13 protein-coding genes are annotated in these 15,231 nt (G+C 72.5%); 5 read left to right on the forward strand and 8 right to left on the reverse strand.

Annotated features, from left to right (window positions below):
- Positions 1–74: 74 nt before the first annotated feature.
- The 6 genes from ACZ59A_RS25345 to ACZ59A_RS25370 form a co-directional block, all read right to left on the reverse strand.
- Entirely contained in the window at positions 75–1,454 is a 1,380-nt protein-coding gene (locus ACZ59A_RS25345) for a Gfo/Idh/MocA family protein (RefSeq protein ID WP_470962385.1), read from the reverse strand.
- A 99-nt stretch (positions 1,455–1,553) separates the two neighbouring features.
- Positions 1,554–2,375 (reverse strand): alpha/beta fold hydrolase, encoded by an 822-nt coding sequence (locus ACZ59A_RS25350; protein ID WP_470962388.1) that lies wholly within the window; start codon positions 2,373–2,375, stop codon positions 1,554–1,556.
- A gap of 16 nt (positions 2,376–2,391) precedes the next feature.
- Complete coding sequence (locus tag ACZ59A_RS25355) at positions 2,392–3,273, reverse strand: LysR family transcriptional regulator (protein ID WP_470962391.1); 882 nt, start codon at positions 3,271–3,273, stop codon at positions 2,392–2,394.
- A 98-nt stretch (positions 3,274–3,371) separates the two neighbouring features.
- Positions 3,372–3,977: an RraA family protein gene (locus ACZ59A_RS25360; protein WP_470962394.1), complete on the reverse strand. Its 606-nt coding sequence runs from the start codon at positions 3,975–3,977 to the stop codon at positions 3,372–3,374.
- On the reverse strand, positions 3,974–4,624 hold the full coding sequence (locus ACZ59A_RS25365; protein ID WP_470962397.1) for an RraA family protein: 651 nt from the start codon (positions 4,622–4,624) through the stop codon (positions 3,974–3,976). The genes ACZ59A_RS25360 and ACZ59A_RS25365 overlap by 4 nt, the downstream gene beginning before the upstream one ends.
- A complete protein-coding gene (locus tag ACZ59A_RS25370; protein ID WP_470962400.1) occupies positions 4,624–5,337 on the reverse strand; it encodes an RraA family protein in 714 nt (237 codons plus the stop codon). The genes ACZ59A_RS25365 and ACZ59A_RS25370 overlap by 1 nt, the downstream gene beginning before the upstream one ends.
- Positions 5,338–5,443: 106 nt before the next feature.
- On the opposite strand from ACZ59A_RS25370, the gene ACZ59A_RS25375 reads away from it, so the two are divergent.
- Positions 5,444–6,271, forward strand: a complete 828-nt coding sequence (locus tag ACZ59A_RS25375) for an alpha/beta fold hydrolase (protein WP_470962403.1) — start codon at positions 5,444–5,446, stop codon at positions 6,269–6,271.
- 10 nt (positions 6,272–6,281) lie between these two features.
- Here the strand turns inward: ACZ59A_RS25375 and ACZ59A_RS25380 are convergent, their stop codons facing one another.
- A complete protein-coding gene (locus ACZ59A_RS25380; RefSeq protein WP_470962406.1) occupies positions 6,282–8,306 on the reverse strand; it encodes a family 20 glycosylhydrolase in 2,025 nt (674 codons plus the stop codon).
- 306 nt (positions 8,307–8,612) lie between these two features.
- On the opposite strand from ACZ59A_RS25380, the gene ACZ59A_RS25385 reads away from it, so the two are divergent.
- From ACZ59A_RS25385 to tpg, 3 genes are all read left to right on the forward strand, one after another.
- A complete protein-coding gene (locus ACZ59A_RS25385; protein ID WP_470963128.1) occupies positions 8,613–11,303 on the forward strand; it encodes a SpoIIE family protein phosphatase in 2,691 nt (896 codons plus the stop codon).
- 113 nt (positions 11,304–11,416) lie between these two features.
- Entirely contained in the window at positions 11,417–13,612 is a 2,196-nt protein-coding gene (tap, locus tag ACZ59A_RS25390) for a telomere-associated protein Tap (RefSeq protein ID WP_470962409.1), read from the forward strand.
- Between the two features lie 9 nt (positions 13,613–13,621).
- A complete protein-coding gene (gene tpg, locus ACZ59A_RS25395; RefSeq protein ID WP_470962412.1) occupies positions 13,622–14,179 on the forward strand; it encodes a telomere-protecting terminal protein Tpg in 558 nt (185 codons plus the stop codon).
- Positions 14,180–14,204: 25 nt separating this feature from the next.
- On the opposite strand, the gene ACZ59A_RS25400 is transcribed toward tpg, so the two are convergent.
- Entirely contained in the window at positions 14,205–14,588 is a 384-nt protein-coding gene (locus ACZ59A_RS25400) for a winged helix-turn-helix transcriptional regulator (protein WP_470962415.1), read from the reverse strand.
- Between the two features lie 111 nt (positions 14,589–14,699).
- Here ACZ59A_RS25400 and ACZ59A_RS25405 point away from each other — a divergent pair, with 111 nt between their 5' ends.
- Entirely contained in the window at positions 14,700–15,107 is a 408-nt protein-coding gene (locus tag ACZ59A_RS25405; protein WP_470962418.1) for a RidA family protein, read from the forward strand.
- The last annotated feature ends 124 nt before the right edge of the window (positions 15,108–15,231 follow it).

Raw genomic sequence — 15,231 nt, forward strand, 5'->3', positions numbered from 1 at the left:
GGACGACCCTCCGCCGTGCGATCGCACGCACCAGACGCCGCGGGCTGATCCAACGCGACTGTGCGGACACCCCCCTAGCGCTGATCGAGCCCCTGCCCGGGTACCACGTCCGCCGTGGCCACGGGCTTGCCGGTACGGAACGACTCGTTCGCGGCAAGGCCCGTGACCAGGGCCAGCGCTCCGTCCGCCTCGGTGGCCCGCTGCTTCGACGCGTCGGAGCCGTCCACCGCGGCGGACGTCGCCGTGGCCGCCGCGGGGTCCTGCGGGCCGTACAGCGCCGTCAGCATGCGCTCGTCCCCGCCGCCGTGTCCCGCGTGGTCGAACGCGGGCAGCTCCACCTCGCGCGGCGGCTCCCACAGCGGGCGCAGCACCACCCGCGGGCCGCCCGCGTTGGCGAGCGCCTCGTCGCCGTGGATCGTGCCCCGGCCGGAGGCGGTTCCCAGCACGGGCGGCTGCCACCGGCTCTCCTCCACCTCCAGCTCCAGCCTGCCGCGGGTGCCGTTGAACATCACGCGGTAGCCCTCCCAGGGGGAGTACGCGGTCAGGTGGTAAGTCATGGTGGCGCCGGTGTCGTAGCGCACCAGCAGCGACATGTCGTCCTCGATGGTGATGCCGTCGCCGAACACATTGCGGTCCCGGTGGTAGCCGTCCGCGCCCTCGGCGTCGAGGTACAGCGAGCGCAGCGCGTCGTTGTCGGCCAGCTCCAGCGCGAACGGGTCGTCCCTCGCGGCGGACGCGCCGTGGGCCCGCTCGTACTCGCGGCGGTAACCGCTGCGTTCGCCCGCGTCGCGGCCGTAGAAGCCGAGCCTGCCGTAGCCGAAGACCTCCTGCGGCCGGGCCCCCAGCCACCAGTTGACCAGGTCGAAGTGGTGGCTGGACTTGTGCACCATCAGCCCGCCGCTGTGCTGCTTCTCGCGGTGCCAGCGGCGGAAGTAGTCCGCGCCGTGCCGGGTGTCCAGCAGCCACTCGAAGTGCACGGACAGCACCTCGCCGATGGCGCCCGAGGACAGCCGCCGGTGGACTTCCTCGTGCACCGGGTTGAAGCGGTAGTTGAAGGCCACCGCCAGCGGGTTGCCGGTCTCCTCGACGGTCCGGAGGATGTGGCGGCACTTGGCGGCGTCGGTGGTCATCGGCTTCTCGGTGACCACCCGGCAACCGGCCCGCAGCGCGGGCACGATGTATGCGTCGTGCAGCGCGTCCACGCAGGTCACGACCACTTCCTGGATGTCGTCCGCACGCAGTCGGCGCTCGAACTCGTCCGGGCTCCAGGCGGCCGCCTCCGGCTCACCGGCCTCCTTCAGCAGCCGCTGGTGGTGGGCGATGCGCACCGGGTTCGGGTCGCAGAGCGCGGCGACCCGCAGCCCGGGGCGGCGGGCCAGTGCCGTGGTGAACATCTGCGCACGGGATCCGGTGCCCACCACCACGGCCCGGGAGGGAGTGTTGCCGACGGTCATGCGTCCTCCGTAGGAAGTCGATCAACCCGTGCGCAGGATAGGCCGATCCCGGGCCCACCACCACGGGGCCGACACCATGCGGACACCCGCCCCGGACATTCACGCGTGCGTCGGCACCTTTGCCTGGAAGTCGGCGATGCGGGCCCACATGACCGGCGGGTTGGAGTACATGGGGAAGTGTCCGCACCGCGGGATCTCGGCGAGTTCGACGCCCGCCGTGGCCAGCCGCGGCAGATAGGACAGCGACGCGTTCTGGTCGCCGTACATGAACATCCTGGGAAACGGCAGACCCAGGAACGTGGTCATGAGGTCGCCGTGGTCGCTCAGCTCGACCATCGACTCGAAGATCCCGCGGATCGCACCGGCGCGGACCTTGTGGGGCAGACCGGCGGCGAACAGCGGGGCGGCATGGGCGGGCGAGCGCCTGTTGCGCTCGATGAAGCCGTCGAGGAAGGCGTCGCCGTCCGCGGCCGGGTGGGAGACGATCTGACGGCTGAGGAAGCAGTCCTCGGGCGCGACGTTGCCCTCGATGTCCACGAAGCTGAGCACCCGGCCGGGGTGGCGGGCGCCCAGCATCAGGGCGGTGAGCCCGCCCATCGAATGCCCGACGAGGTGGAACCGCTCGATGCCGAGCCGGTCGAGCATGGCCAGCGCGGTGTCCACCAGAAAGGGGATCGAGACGGCCGTCAGATCACCGCAGACGGTGTCGCCGCAGCCGGGGGCGTCGTACGCCACGACCGGGTGCCCGTCGAAGGCGGGGTGGAGGGCGATGTCGGTGTAGTCCTCCTTGGACGAGCCGAAGCCGTGCAGGAACAGGATCGGGGCGTGGGCCCCGTCCCGCCGCGCGGTCGCGACATCGAGTGCCACCCCGTCGACGGTCAGCTCCTGACGCGTCCAGTCGAAGGCATTGCTTGAGTGCATGGTGCGTTTCTCTTTCTCAGGTTTCGGGCAGCGCGTGCCGCACGAACTGCGCCACCAGGGGGCTGGGATCCATCGCGCGGCGGACCACGGCCAGTTCGACGAGGTAGGCCGGGTCCCGCAGCGGAAGGCAGACCACACCGGGCACCGGTGGCTGGGACGAGGTGTGCGGCACGAGGCCGACCCCCAGACCGCAGCCGACCATGGCCAGCTGCGAATGGATGGAGTTCGCCTGATGCCGGGGCTCCGGGCTGAAACCGGCCTGACGGCAGACCGCCACGAGTTCGTCGTGGTACCTCGGCGAGATGGCTCGCGGGATCCACACCCACGGCTGGTCCGCCAGACCGGCGAGGTCCACGCTCTCCGCGTCGGCGAGCGGATGCGCCTCCGGGAGGGCGGCCACCAGCCGGTCCCGGCGCAGCGGATCCGAGCGCAGCCGCTCGTCGTTGCCGGTGTGGCGGATCACGGCGATGTCCAGCCGTCCGTCGAGGAGGCCCCGCACGCCTTCGGTGGTGTCCAGTTCCCGTACCCGCAGCTCGATGTGCGGGCGCTCGGCGCGGAAACCGCCGAAGATGGCGGGCAGCGCCTCGGAGAAGGCCGAGGTGACCGCGCCGATGGTCAGGGTGCCCAGGAAACCGGCCTGCGCCTGCGCCGCGGCCACCTGTGCGCGCTCGGCCGCCGCGGTCAGCGCATAGCAGTGCTGGAGGAACACCGCGCCGGGCTCCGTCAGGGCCACGGAACGGCTGGAGCGCTCCAGCAACTGGGCGTCGAGCTGTCGTTCCAGGTGCCGGATCGCCTGGCTGAGCGGCGGCTGGGACATCTGCAGACGCTCGGCCGCCCGGCCGAAGTGCAGTTCCTCGGCGACCGCGATGAAGTAACGGGCCTGGCGGACCTCGATCATTGAGTCGGCTGCCGTCTCGTCGATGGGGCGATGTATAGGCGCAGGATATGGCCCCATCGAGCGATGCGGTCGGCTCACGGGTCGGCTCATCCGTCGGCTCATCCGTCGGGGGAGAGGCCGTAGAGGTCGAGGGTGGTGCGCCCGCCACGGAGCTGACCGAGGATGTGCTCCTCCTTCGCCACGCGCTCATCGGCGCGGGCCACGACCGAGGGCGCGACCTCGCGGGGCAGACACACCACGCCGTCGGCATCGGCGACGATCAGGTCGCCGGTGCCGACCGGGACGCCGCGCAGCACGAGGGGCACACCGAGCGCACCGGGGTGGTCCTTGGTGGTGCGGAAGACCGCGACCGACGAGGCGAAGACGGGAAAGTCCAGCTCCGCGAGTTCGGCGGTGTCGCGGATCCCGCCGTCGATGACGAGTCCCCGCAGGCCGCGCACCTGGGCGGCCACGGCCAGCACCTCGCCCCAGTGCCCGTGGACCGCGCCCTGCAGATCGGCGACGAGGACATGGCCGGGCGGGGCGGCGGCGACCGCGTTGTGCAGCGCGAGGTTGTCCCCGCCCACGCCCCGCACGGTGTAGGCGGGCCCGGCCAGCCGGGCGCCGGGCCACACCGGGCGCAGCCCCGGTGCGCAGGCGCAGTCGGCGGCGGACGCCTCGTACAGCGTGGCGGTCGAGTGGCCGCCGGTGGCGAGGCCCGTCATCGGTCGCCCCGCTGCAGCAGGTGGTAGCCGAAGGAGGCACGGGCCTCGCGCAGACCGCTCCCCGCGCACACCGCGGTGACGATCTCGCGCTCGGTGTGCTCGATCCGCTCGGCCAGCTCGACGACCTCGCGCAGCCTGGCGGCGGGTACGACCACCACGCCGTCGGCGTCGCCGCGTACCAGGTCGTCCGGGGCCACCGGAACTCCGCCCAGGGACAGCGGTTCACCGACCGCGGCGAGCCGCACCCGGTCCTTGCCGGTACGCATGAACCGGCCGCGGCTGAACAGCGGATAGTCCGCCTCGACCGAGGTGGCCACATCGCGGCAGGCGCCGTGGATCACGGTGCCCGCGACGCCGCGGACCGCCGCGGTCCGGGTCATGATCCCGCCCCACACCGTGCAGTCCGTGCGCCCGTCGTTGTCGATGACCACCACCGCGCCCGGAGGCACATCGTCCAGGAAGTCGCCGACGCTGCCCTTGCCGGCGTCGGCCGGTTCGTAGCGGACGGTGAAGGCGGGCCCCGTCAGCCGGGCCGTGAGGGACAGGGGCGCCACGCCGAGGACGGAGCCGGGCAGCCCCAGGGCGTCGAGGGCGTCGGACAGCGCGGCGGTCGGCAGGGCCGAGGCCCGCTGGACGGTCGTGTCCATCAGTGCTGCTCCTCCGTTCCGGCGGGCGTTCCGCCGGATGTTCCGGCGGGTGTTCCGGCAGGCGTTCCGGCGAGCCGGGCGTCATGCATGGCGTCCGGCAGGGACGCTCCGCCGCGCAGTTCCTCGGCGATGGCGCTCTCGCGCCGGGCCACCGCCCGGGCGGCCCGCAGGACCTCATGGGCCCGGGCGCGGGGTACGAAGGCCACGCCGGTCTCGTCGGCGATGACGATGTCCCCCCGCGCCACCGTGGCCGGGCCGACCCGCACCGGCTCGCCGGAGGACACCTGGTGCAGGCGGCCCCGCGCGGTCACGGGGGTGGTGGCCCGGGCGTACACCGGGAAGCCCGCCTCGCGGGCCTCGCCGACATCGCGGCAGGCCCCATCGGCAACCACACCGCGAACCCCGCGCAGCGAGGCGCCCAGGCTCAGCAGGCCGCCCCAGCAGGAGACGTCCGTGCGCCCGCCGTTGGCGACCACCAGGACGTCCGCCGGGCCGCTGGTGGCCACGGCCGAGGAGGCGATGTGGGCCCCGGACGGGCCCGGGGCGCCCGGTGCGAGTGCGACCGGCGCGGCGAATCCCACCACGGTGCGGTTGCCCCAGACCGGCCTGATGCCGCCCAGGCCGGGGGGCAGGTCCAGCCCGTCGAGCGCGTCGCTGACCGCGGCGCTGTCCAGGGCGCCGTAAGCGGCCAGGAGAGTCATGTCGTCGTTCACCCGGCCAGTCCACCAACCGGGTTCCATACTGTAAAGGTCCTGATATGTATGTCAGCGATATGCACAGCGACTCGATGCCGCGGAGCCCGATGTCATCATGAGTCGCGTGACAGGCACAGATACCGACTCCGAAACCGGCGAACGAATCCGCGGACACGCCCCCGCCCTCGACGGCATACCGCTGGCCTACCAGCGCGAGGGGGCCGGGCCGCCGCTGGTGCTGCTGGCGGGGCAGGCGAACAACCACCACTGGTGGGACGGCGTACGGGCGGACTTCCACGCCACGCACAGCACCCTCACGATGGACTGGCGCGGCACCGGGGACAGCGGGAAACCCGACGAGCACTACTACACGCGGGCCCTCGCCGACGATGTCATCGCCGTCCTCGACCACCTGGGCATCGAGCGCGCCGACCTCTACGGGACCTCCATGGGAGGCCGGGTGGCCCAGTGGGTCGCCGCTCGCCACCCGGCCCGGGTACGGCGGCTGGTGCTCGGCTGCACCTCACCCGGCGGGCCCCACGCCACCGAGCGCGACAACGCCGTACGCCGGTCCCTGGCCCAGCCCGACCCACGCGCGTCGCGGGAAGCGCTGATCGACCTGATGTACACCCCGGCCTGGCGGTCCGCGCACCCCGGCCCGTACCCGACCCTCGGCGACCCCGGCATGCCCCCGCACGCGCGGCGGCGCCACCTGGTGGCCAGCAACGAACACGACGCCTGGGACGTGCTGCCGGAGATCGCCGCGCCCACGCTGATCCTGCACGGGGACGACGACCGGCTCACCCCGGCGGCCAACGCGCCCCTGCTCGCCTCCCGTATCCCGGGCGCCCGTACGCACCTCTTCGAGGGCGCCCGGCACGGTTACTTCGAGGAGTGCCGTCCGCGGGCGAGCACGCTCGTGTCGTCGTTCCTGACGGACTCCGGTCTCTGACCGGTCCGGGTCAGCCGCGGCCCCCAGCGGACGGAGCGACGGCCACCGGCCGCAGCACGGCCGCCGCCTGCTGGTCCGGCGGCTGCTGCACCGCGACCCCGTCGGCGGCGCGCTGCGCGAGGCCGAGCTGGGAGACGGCGTTGACCAGCCGCACCCGCGTCCCGGTGCCGGTCAGCTGCCATCGCTGGGTGCGGGCCGCGGCGGAGCACGTCTGCGTGGTGACCGTGGCACCCGCCTCCAGCGGGGCGCCGAGGTAGCGGGCTCCCTTCACCATGTCCAGGCAGTAGGCGGTGGCCGCGCCGCCGCGCACGGCGCGGAGCGTGTAGTAGCCGTCCGCGGTGGCCGACAGCTGCCACGAAGCGCTGGTGTCCGCCCCGAACCGCGCGGTGGCGCCCTCGCCGCCGCCCGTGGTGGTCAGCCGGGTCGTGGAGCCGGGCTGCGTGAGGGCGTACGTACCGTCCTTCACCGGCAGCCGCACCGTGTTCTCCCAGCCGGGCGCGTGGCCGATGCCGCGGGCGAGCGCGCTGAACCCGTCGTACGTGGCGGCCGGTTTCGGGCTGCCCCAGGTGGCCTGGGCGAGGAAGCGCAGCGGCAGAAACGCCTCCGTCTCGACCTCGTTCTCGGTCTGGGCCGCCGCCGAGTCCGGCCACATGGTGATCTTCGCCCCGGTGATGCCGGGCTGCGGGCCGCTCAGCGTCTCGCCCTCGAAGCGCAGCGGCGTCCAGTCGCTCTCGTACAGCTCCCGCGTCTTCATGGGGGAGCCGCCGCGGATGAGATAGAGCGCGTAGGCCGAGTTCATCACCTGATGGCCCTGGGCGAGCAGGGCCGAGGGCGGCTGCTCGGATTCGGCGATCCAGTGCTCGACCCGGATGTCCTTGTTCACCGGGATGGTGTTGTCGCCGGTCAGCCCGTCGTTCCAGATCCGCAGGGTGCGGCCGCCCGCGCGCACATGGTCGTCGACCCGGTTGACGAAGTCCACGAACGCGTCCTGCGGGGTGGCCCGGGCGCCGTACTTGTCCTTGGCGTACGCGGCGATCTGCGGATACGCGGCGTAGTCGGAGCCGAGCATGTATTCGTCCGCGCCCATGTGCCAGTACGGGGTGTCCCATACGGCCAGCGCCTCGTCCAGCAGACCGGTGTAGAAGGCGAACGCCTCGGGCCGGGTGATGTCCAGCCGCGACGGCGACCGGGTCCCTTTGGTGTCCGTGAGCTGGAGTTCGGGGTGGTTCTGCAGATACGGGTCGATGTGCCCGGGAGAGTTGATCTCCGGTACGAGCGTGATGTGGTACTTCCGGGCCATCGCCGACAGCCGCCGCACCTCGTCCTTGGTGTAGTAGCCCCAGAACTTCGTCTTCGGGTAGTCGTCGCTGGCCACCTTCGCCTCGATCCACAGCTGGTTCAGCTTCAGATACGCCATTTCGCGCATCAGCCGCTCGAACCACTCCATCGAGACGTGGATGTAGCAGGCGCACACCCCCACCCCGCGCTCGGCGTACCGCGGCACGTCGACCGTCCTGCCGTGCGGCAGCTCGCGCCCGTCGCCGAGCATCTGCAGGACGGTCCGGGTCCCGAGGAACGCCCCGGCGGCCGTGGCCCCGGTGATCCGCACGGTGTCACCGACGACCAGTTCGTACCCCTCGGCGCCCAGATCCTTCCGGGACGCGTCCACCCCCAGCACCACATCGCCCGCCGCGCCGTCCCCGCCGGTCGCCACGGACAGCCGCAGCCCCGTCGCGTCGGCCACGTCGTCGGCGAACGTCGCGGCATCACCGCGCAGCTCCGGCGTCCGCGCGACCACCGCCGCCGTGGCGGCCAGCCGCAGCGTGCCGTCCTCGCCGGTCCACCGTATTGGCGCCGGGATCACGCCGGGAACGGCCGCGGCGCGCCCCGCGGCCACGGCCGGGCCGGACACGGCGGCCGGTACCAGGAGGGCCAGCACCGACAGGACGACGGCCCCGACGGTGGCCCGCGTCCGTAACCGGGGTCTCTCGATCCGGGGTCTCTCCATCCGGAGCCGCTCATGACGTGTCGACATCGGCACTCGCCTCCATAGTGGTGCGGATGCCGGACGGACACGGGAACCACGGCCCGGCGGCAGGGTCCTTCCCCTCCCTCCCGCCTTCCGAACCCGCCTTCCGGACCTCGCCCCCGAACCCCTACGCAAAGCCACCGACGGCCAGCGGTGCGTGACTGGAACGTATCAACCGCCCGGTCCGGGGTACTGTCTCACTCCGGCCGCTCACGTCCCGGCGCCGTGAGGTGTTAGGAATAGGGGGTGATCGGATTTTTCGGTCGATCGGATTCCTCCCCGCCTGTCCGGTCGCGGGGACGCTTGCGCTCCCTGCTCGGCGTGCGCAGCATCGCCGGGCAGGTGTTCGCCGTACAGGCGATCGTCGTCGTCATGCTCATCGCCGTGGCGACGCTGGCGCTCGTCCTCCAGGCCCGTAACGACAGCGAGCAGGAGGCCGTCAACCGGTCCACCGCCGTCGCCCAGGCCTTCGCGGGCTCTCCGGGCACCGCGGAGGCCATGACGGCCAGCCACCCGACCGCGGTGCTCCAGCCGCGGGCCGAGCAGGTCCGTAAGCGGGCGGGTCTGGACTTCGTCGTCGCGGCGAACCCCAAGGGCGTCCGCTACACCCACCCGCTGCCGCGGCAGATCGGCAAGCAGCTCGTCGCGGACTACAAGCCCGCGCTGCGCGGCAAGGTCGTCACGGAGACCGTGCAGGGCCCGCTCGGCAAGGAAGTGCAGGCCACGGTCCCGATCCGGCGGGCCGACGGCAAGGTCGTCGGCGTGATCTGCGCCGGGATGACCGCCCACGACGTCAGCGGCCGGGTCACCCGCCAGCTGCCGCTGGTCCTCGGCGCAGCCGGGGGCGCGCTCGCCCTCGCCACCGCCGGTACCGCCCTGGTGGGCCGACGGCTGCGGCGCCAGACCCACGGCCTGGGCCCGGCCCAGATGACCCGGATGTACGAGCACCACGACGCGGTGCTGCACTCCGTCCGCGAGGGTGTGCTCATCGTCGACGGCCACGGCTGCCTCGTCCTCGTCAACGACGAGGCGCGCCGGCTGCTCGACCTGCCCCCGGACGCCGAGGGCCGCCACGTCGGCGACCTGGGGCTCGAACCGCGCACCGCCCAGCTGCTGTCCTCCGGCCGGGTGGCCACCGACGAGGTGCATCTCGCGGGGGACCGGCTGCTGGCCGTCAACCAGCGCTCCACCCAGTGGAACGGCGGTCTGCCCGGCAGCGTCGCCACCCTCCGGGACACCACCGAACTGCGTGCGCTGTCCGGCCAGGCCGAGGTGGCGGAGAAGCGGCTGCGGCTGCTGTACGACTCGGGCGCGAAGATCGGCACCACCCTCGACATCGCCCGCACCACCGAGGAACTGACCCGGTTCGCGGTGCCGTGGTTCGCGGACTTCGCCACCGTCGACCTGGTGGACCCGGTGCTGCGCGGCGACGAGCCGTCCGGCGACGCCATGTGCCGTACGGCCACCTTCGGCATCCGCGAGGACCACCCGCTGTGGCGGGTCGGCAAGCGGACGACGTACGTGCGCGGCGCACCGCAGGCGCTCGGCTTCGGCGCCGGGCGGCCGGTGCTCGACGCCGACATCCGGGACTTCGCGGGCTGGCAGGAGCAGGACCCCGAGCAGGCCGTCCGGATCGTCGAGTACGGCATCCACTCGATGATCACCATTCCGCTGCGCGCCCGGGACGTCACCCTGGGCATCGCCACCTTCTGGCGTTCGGAGAAGTCCGAGCCGTTCGACCAGGAGGACGTGGCCCTCACCGAGGAGCTGGTCGCGCGCGCCGCCGTCGCCATCGACAACGCCCGCCGCTACACCCGCGAGCACTCCATGGCCGCCACCCTCCAGCGCAGCCTGCTGCCGCAGGGCCTGCCCGAACAGGACGCCATGGAGGTGGCGCACCGCTATCTGCCCGCCCAGGCCGGGGTCGGCGGCGACTGGTTCGACGTCATCCCGCTGCCCGGCGCCCGGGTCGCCCTGGTCGTCGGCGACGTCGTCGGCCACGGACTGCACGCCGCCGCCACCATGGGGCGGCTGCGTACCGCCGTGCACAACTTCTCCGCCCTGGACCTGCCGCCGGACGAGATCCTCACCCACCTCGACGAGCTGGTCACCCGCTTCGACCAGGACCAGACCTCCGCGGAGAGCGACGCCGCGCCGATCAGCGGGGCCACCTGTCTGTACGCGATCTACGACCCGGTCACCGGCCGCTGCACCATGGCCCGGGCGGGCCACCCGGGCCCTGCCCTGACGTACCCCGACGGCACCGTCACCTTCCCCGAGGTCCCCCTCGCCCCGCCGCTCGGCCTCGGCGGCGAGCCCGTCGAGACGACCGAACTGCTGCTGCCCGAGGGAAGCCGCCTGGCCCTGTACACCGACGGTCTGGTCGCGGACCGCAACCGCGACCGGGACACCGGTCTCCGCCTCCTGCGCAGCACCCTGGCGGGCCATCCCGGGCGCGGTCCCGAGGAGATCTGCCGGGCCGTCTTCGACGCGATGACCTCCCCGCAGCCACGGGACGACGTCGCCCTCCTCGTCGCCCGCACCCATCTGCTGGACCCCGATTCCGTCGCCGAGTGGGAGGTTCCCTCCGACCCCTCCGCCGTCGCCGGAATCCGCGCCGAGGCCGCCCGGCGGCTGGCCGGATGGGGGCTTGAGGAGAGCGGCTTCACCACCGAACTCATCCTCAGCGAGCTGATCACCAACGCCATCCGCTACGGCTCCGGCCCCATCCGCGTCCGGCTCGTGCGCGACCGCAGCCTCATCTGCGAGGTCTCCGACGGCAGCAGCACCTCGCCGCATCTGCGCCGCGCCGCCTCCACGGACGAGGGCGGCCGGGGCCTGTTCCTGGTGGCCCAGTTCGCCAAGCGCTGGGGCACCCGCTACACCCTCACCGGCAAGATCATCTGGGCCGAGCAGCCCCTCACCGCCGAGGCCCCCGGCCCCGAACCCACCGAGGAGGACCTGCTCGCCCAGTGGGACGACCTGGACGACGTCTCGACGTAGCCCTCCTCGGCCTCGGCCTGCAGCTGCGCACCGGCGGAGGTGGCGGCCGCCGCCGTCCGCGATATGTGCGCCGGAAGTCCGCCGCTGTGTATAACGGGGGCGGGAGGCGTTCCATGTCCGAGTTGTTCGACGCGATCGACGCACTGATCGCGGGCCAGACCCCGCTGCCGTCACCGGCGGAGCGGGAGCGGCTGCGCAAGGCACACGGCCTGAGCCGGGAGCAGGTCGCCAAGGCGCTGAAGGTGCGCCGTGCGACGGTGGTCAACTGGGAGAGCGGGAGGACGGATCCCCGGCCGCCGCAGCGCGAGGCGTACGCCCACTTCCTGAGCGAACTGGCCAAGCTGCACCCGGAGACGGACCCGGCTCCCGACCCGGACCCGGCTCCCGCCCCCGCTTCCGCTTCCGAGACGGCGCACCCCGCGTCTCCCGCGCCCCCGGCCGCTCCCGTGTCTCCCTCCGCGCCCCCGGCGGTTCCGCCGCCCGCGGGGGAGTCCGGGCCGCCCGCCGCGGAATCCGCGGCACCCCGCCGCCCGGCCCCGCCCGTCGACGGTGCGGCCCCGCGGCTGGCGACCCGGCAGGCCACCAAGCGGCCCGCCGCGCGCAAGCCCCCCACAGCACCGCCCGCCGCCGCCCCGGCCGCCGTCGAACCCCGGTTCGCCAACGGCCCGCTGGCCGTCGTGGACGGTGACGGCTCCGCGTACTGCACCGGCGGCCTGATTCTGGACTGCCCGCTGAAGGACATTCCGACCCTGGTCACCTGGGCCCTCACCGAGGGCCACTTGGGCGCGCCACGGCTGCACCGCAACGGCAAGGACGCCGACCCCCTGCTCGTCCTCACCGCCTCCGCCGCCGAACGCCTCGGACTGCCCGCCGAACTGACCGACCGCCGAAATCTGCGACTGCCCGAGGACCACAAGGTCGTCAAGCAGATCGCCAGGGCCAAGTGGCAGCTCACCCGCCGCGGCTTCGGCCCCTGGGCCTGGGTCTACCGCCCGGCTCAGGGCAACCGGCGTCACTGCGTCCAGGTCGCGGTCCTCCCGTGGGGCGCGCTCGACTCCCGCGCCTGGGGGAGCGCCGACCGGTTCGCCCCGGCCGAACTGGCGCGCGTACTCGGCGACTACGCCACCCGCGTCATCACCCCGCGCGGCACCACCGCCGTCACCGGGCTGGAGCTGATGACCGCCCTGCGCCCGCCCACCCGCGCCGTGCAGGACGAGGCGACCGGCGCCTGGGTGTCCGGCCCGCAGCCCGGTTCGCTGACCGCGCCGGTCGACCCGGCGCCGCCGGAGGCACCGGACGAGCATCCCGTCGTCGCCCAGCTGTTCCCGCGCGGCCACCAGCGCACCCCGGCCGACATGCTGGACGAGGAGGCGTACGACTGGAGCCGCGACCCCGAGCTGCTCACCGACGCCGAATGCGCGCACACCCACGCCGTGGGCATCGACGTCAACATGGCGTTCGCCGCCGCCGCCAACCGCCTCAACGTCGGGCTCGGGGCGCCGGAACACCTCAGGGCGCCCGCCTTCGACAAGGCGCTGCCCGGCAGCTGGCTGGTCGACCTGTCCCACATCGACCTCGACCCGCGCCTCCCGAACCCCTTCACCCCGCACGGCAACCGCCCCGAGGGCCCCGCCTGGTACGCCACGCCGACCGTCGCGTACGCCGTGGAACTCGGCCACGAGGTACGGCCCGTCGAAGCGTGGATCCGCCCCGAAACCGGCCCCTACCTCGACGCCTGGTACACGCGGCTGCGCGACGCCTACATGGCCACCATGGAGCGGCTCGGCGTGGTGTCCGGCATGAGCCCGCCGGACTTCCTCGCCGCCATGGAGCGCCACAAGCAGGCCGACGCCGGGCAGGCCGCCGTGCTGTCCGCCATCAAGGCCACCGTCAAGGGCGGCATCGGCAAGCTGCGCGAACGGCCCCAGGGCGCCCGCTACCGCCCCGGCGAACGCTGGCCCGCCCTCGAACGCCCCACCTGGCGCCCCGACATCCGCGCCGCCGTCATCTCCACCGCCCGGGTGAACATGCACCGCAAGATGCGCAAGCTCGCGGACGCCGGACTCTTGCCCGTAGCCGTCCTCTCGGACTGCGCCGTCTACCTCTCCGACGGCCCGAGCCCGCTCGACTTCCTGCCGCACACCCCCGACGGCAAGCCCCTGCCCGGCGGTTTCCGCCTCGGTGTCTCGCCCGGCATGGTCAAGCACGAGGGCACCCAGGAGTTCCTGTGGGCGGCGCAGCTCCTCGACGAGGGCCACAATCCCGCCCGCCACATCAAGGGCACCGACGCCGCGATCGACGGGGAGTAGACGAGCACGATGGGCATCATGGGCGAAAGCCTCGACAAGGCCGGGGAGGCCACCTTCACCCGCCCCATCCCGAAGTCCGCCCCCGCGCAGATGCGTTTCCTGGTGAAGCAGGAGAAGGGCTCGACCAAGGCGGTCGCGCGACGGCTCGGCGTATCGCAGCGCACGGTCGAGCGCTATCTCACCGGCCAGTTCAAGCGTCCCCGCAAGGACCTCGCCGCCCGCCTCGCTGCCGAGGTGCGCAAGGACTGGCAGCCCCGGGTGCGCGCCCGGGCCAGGAAGCAGGCGGCCACCTCCACCGGCATCGTCATCGAGACCCGGGCCCGCTTCGGCTTCACCGCCGCCCCCGGCTCCACCGACGACGGCCGCATCCGCCTGATCACCCAGCACCTGCCGCCCGACTACGCGGCCCGCCTCTTCGAGGCCCAGTCCGCCGGCGCCACCGAACAGCAACTCCGGGACATCGCCGCCGAGGGGTTCCAGGAGATCTATTTCAAGGACAGCGGCCGCCGCGCGGACGGGCTGCTGGTGGAGTTCACCGACATCGACTACGTGGAAATGGACTTCTGACGAAGCTTCCGCCGCTCAGGTGCCCTCAGGTGTCGAAGCGGTGGCGGGCGGCATCGATGTGGCCGAGGTACCGGTGGGTCCAGCCGCACATGGCGTCGACCGTTTTCCGCAGGCCCCGGCCCGGTTCGGTGAGGGTGTATTCGACCCGCGGCGGCACGGTGGGGTGCACCGTGCGCTCGACCAGGCCGTTGCGCTCCAGCATGCGCAGGTTCTGGGTGAGCATCTTGTGGCTGATGCCCTCGACTTCGTTCCGCAGCTCGCTGAAGCGCAGGGTGCGGTCGCCGAGCATCTCGATGATCAGCAACGCCCACTTGTTGGCGACGTCTGAGAAGATCTCCCGCGCCAGGGAATCCGCGCGCCTCAGGTCCGCTTCGTCGGTCGGGCCGCCCTTGAACTGCTTGGTCTCCATAAGGTTCCTCAGTCACTGAAAAGTGCGTTCTTCCATGTCAAAGGAGACTCTCCTACGGTTTCCAAGTAACCACAAGAGAGCTTGTGGCCCATGACAAGGAGAGCTCGCAACATGGCCATCACCCTGGTAAATCCCAGCGAATTGCCCGTCATCGACATCTACCGGCAGGTGTCGATCGCCTCCGGGTCGAAGCTGGTCTTCGTCTCCGGGCAGGTCTCCTGGGACGCCGAAGGGAACACGATCGGCAAGGACGACCTCGCCGCGCAGGTCGAGCGGTGCTACCTCAACGTCGCCGCCGCTCTGGCCGCTGCCGGTGCGTCCTTCGAGAACGTGGCGAAACTGAAGCTCTACGTCGTCGACTGGACCCCCGACAAGATGCCCCTCCTGCTGGAGGGGGTCTCCCGGGCGAACGCGAAGCTCGGGGTCACTCCGGTCCCGCCGCTGTCGATGCTGGGTGTCGCGGCACTGGACATCCCCGATCATCTCGTCGAGGTCGAGGCCACCGCGGTCCTCGACTGAGCGGGCCGTCGGCGATCTGTAGCCGGTCCGTCGCCGATGTGTCGGTGGCTGCTGGAATGTTCGACGGCAGGGCGCTCACCCCGAGCGTTCGTCCCTTACGACCTCCGGGCCGTAAGGGCCCTCT

The sequence above is a fragment of the Streptomyces sp. NPDC040405 genome (assembly GCF_055595765.1).

What these genes read in the sequence shown, in the direction of transcription:
- ACZ59A_RS25350 (WP_470962388.1), bottom strand. Translation starts at nt 2,375, where the DNA reads ATGCACTCAAGCAATGCCTTCGACTGGACGCGTCAGGAGCTGACCGTC.
- ACZ59A_RS25345 (WP_470962385.1), bottom strand. Translation starts at nt 1,454, where the DNA reads ATGACCGTCGGCAACACTCCCTCCCGGGCCGTGGTGGTGGGCACCGGA.
- ACZ59A_RS25380 (WP_470962406.1), bottom strand. Translation starts at nt 8,306, where the DNA reads ATGTCGACACGTCATGAGCGGCTCCGGATGGAGAGACCCCGGATCGAG.
- ACZ59A_RS25360 (WP_470962394.1), bottom strand. Translation starts at nt 3,977, where the DNA reads ATGACGGGCCTCGCCACCGGCGGCCACTCGACCGCCACGCTGTACGAG.
- tap (WP_470962409.1), top strand. Translation starts at nt 11,417, where the DNA reads ATGTCCGAGTTGTTCGACGCGATCGACGCACTGATCGCGGGCCAGACC.
- ACZ59A_RS25355 (WP_470962391.1), bottom strand. Translation starts at nt 3,273, where the DNA reads ATGATCGAGGTCCGCCAGGCCCGTTACTTCATCGCGGTCGCCGAGGAA.
- ACZ59A_RS25365 (WP_470962397.1), bottom strand. Translation starts at nt 4,624, where the DNA reads ATGGACACGACCGTCCAGCGGGCCTCGGCCCTGCCGACCGCCGCGCTG.
- ACZ59A_RS25405 (WP_470962418.1), top strand. Translation starts at nt 14,700, where the DNA reads ATGGCCATCACCCTGGTAAATCCCAGCGAATTGCCCGTCATCGACATC.
- tpg (WP_470962412.1), top strand. Translation starts at nt 13,622, where the DNA reads ATGGGCATCATGGGCGAAAGCCTCGACAAGGCCGGGGAGGCCACCTTC.
- ACZ59A_RS25400 (WP_470962415.1), bottom strand. Translation starts at nt 14,588, where the DNA reads ATGGAGACCAAGCAGTTCAAGGGCGGCCCGACCGACGAAGCGGACCTG.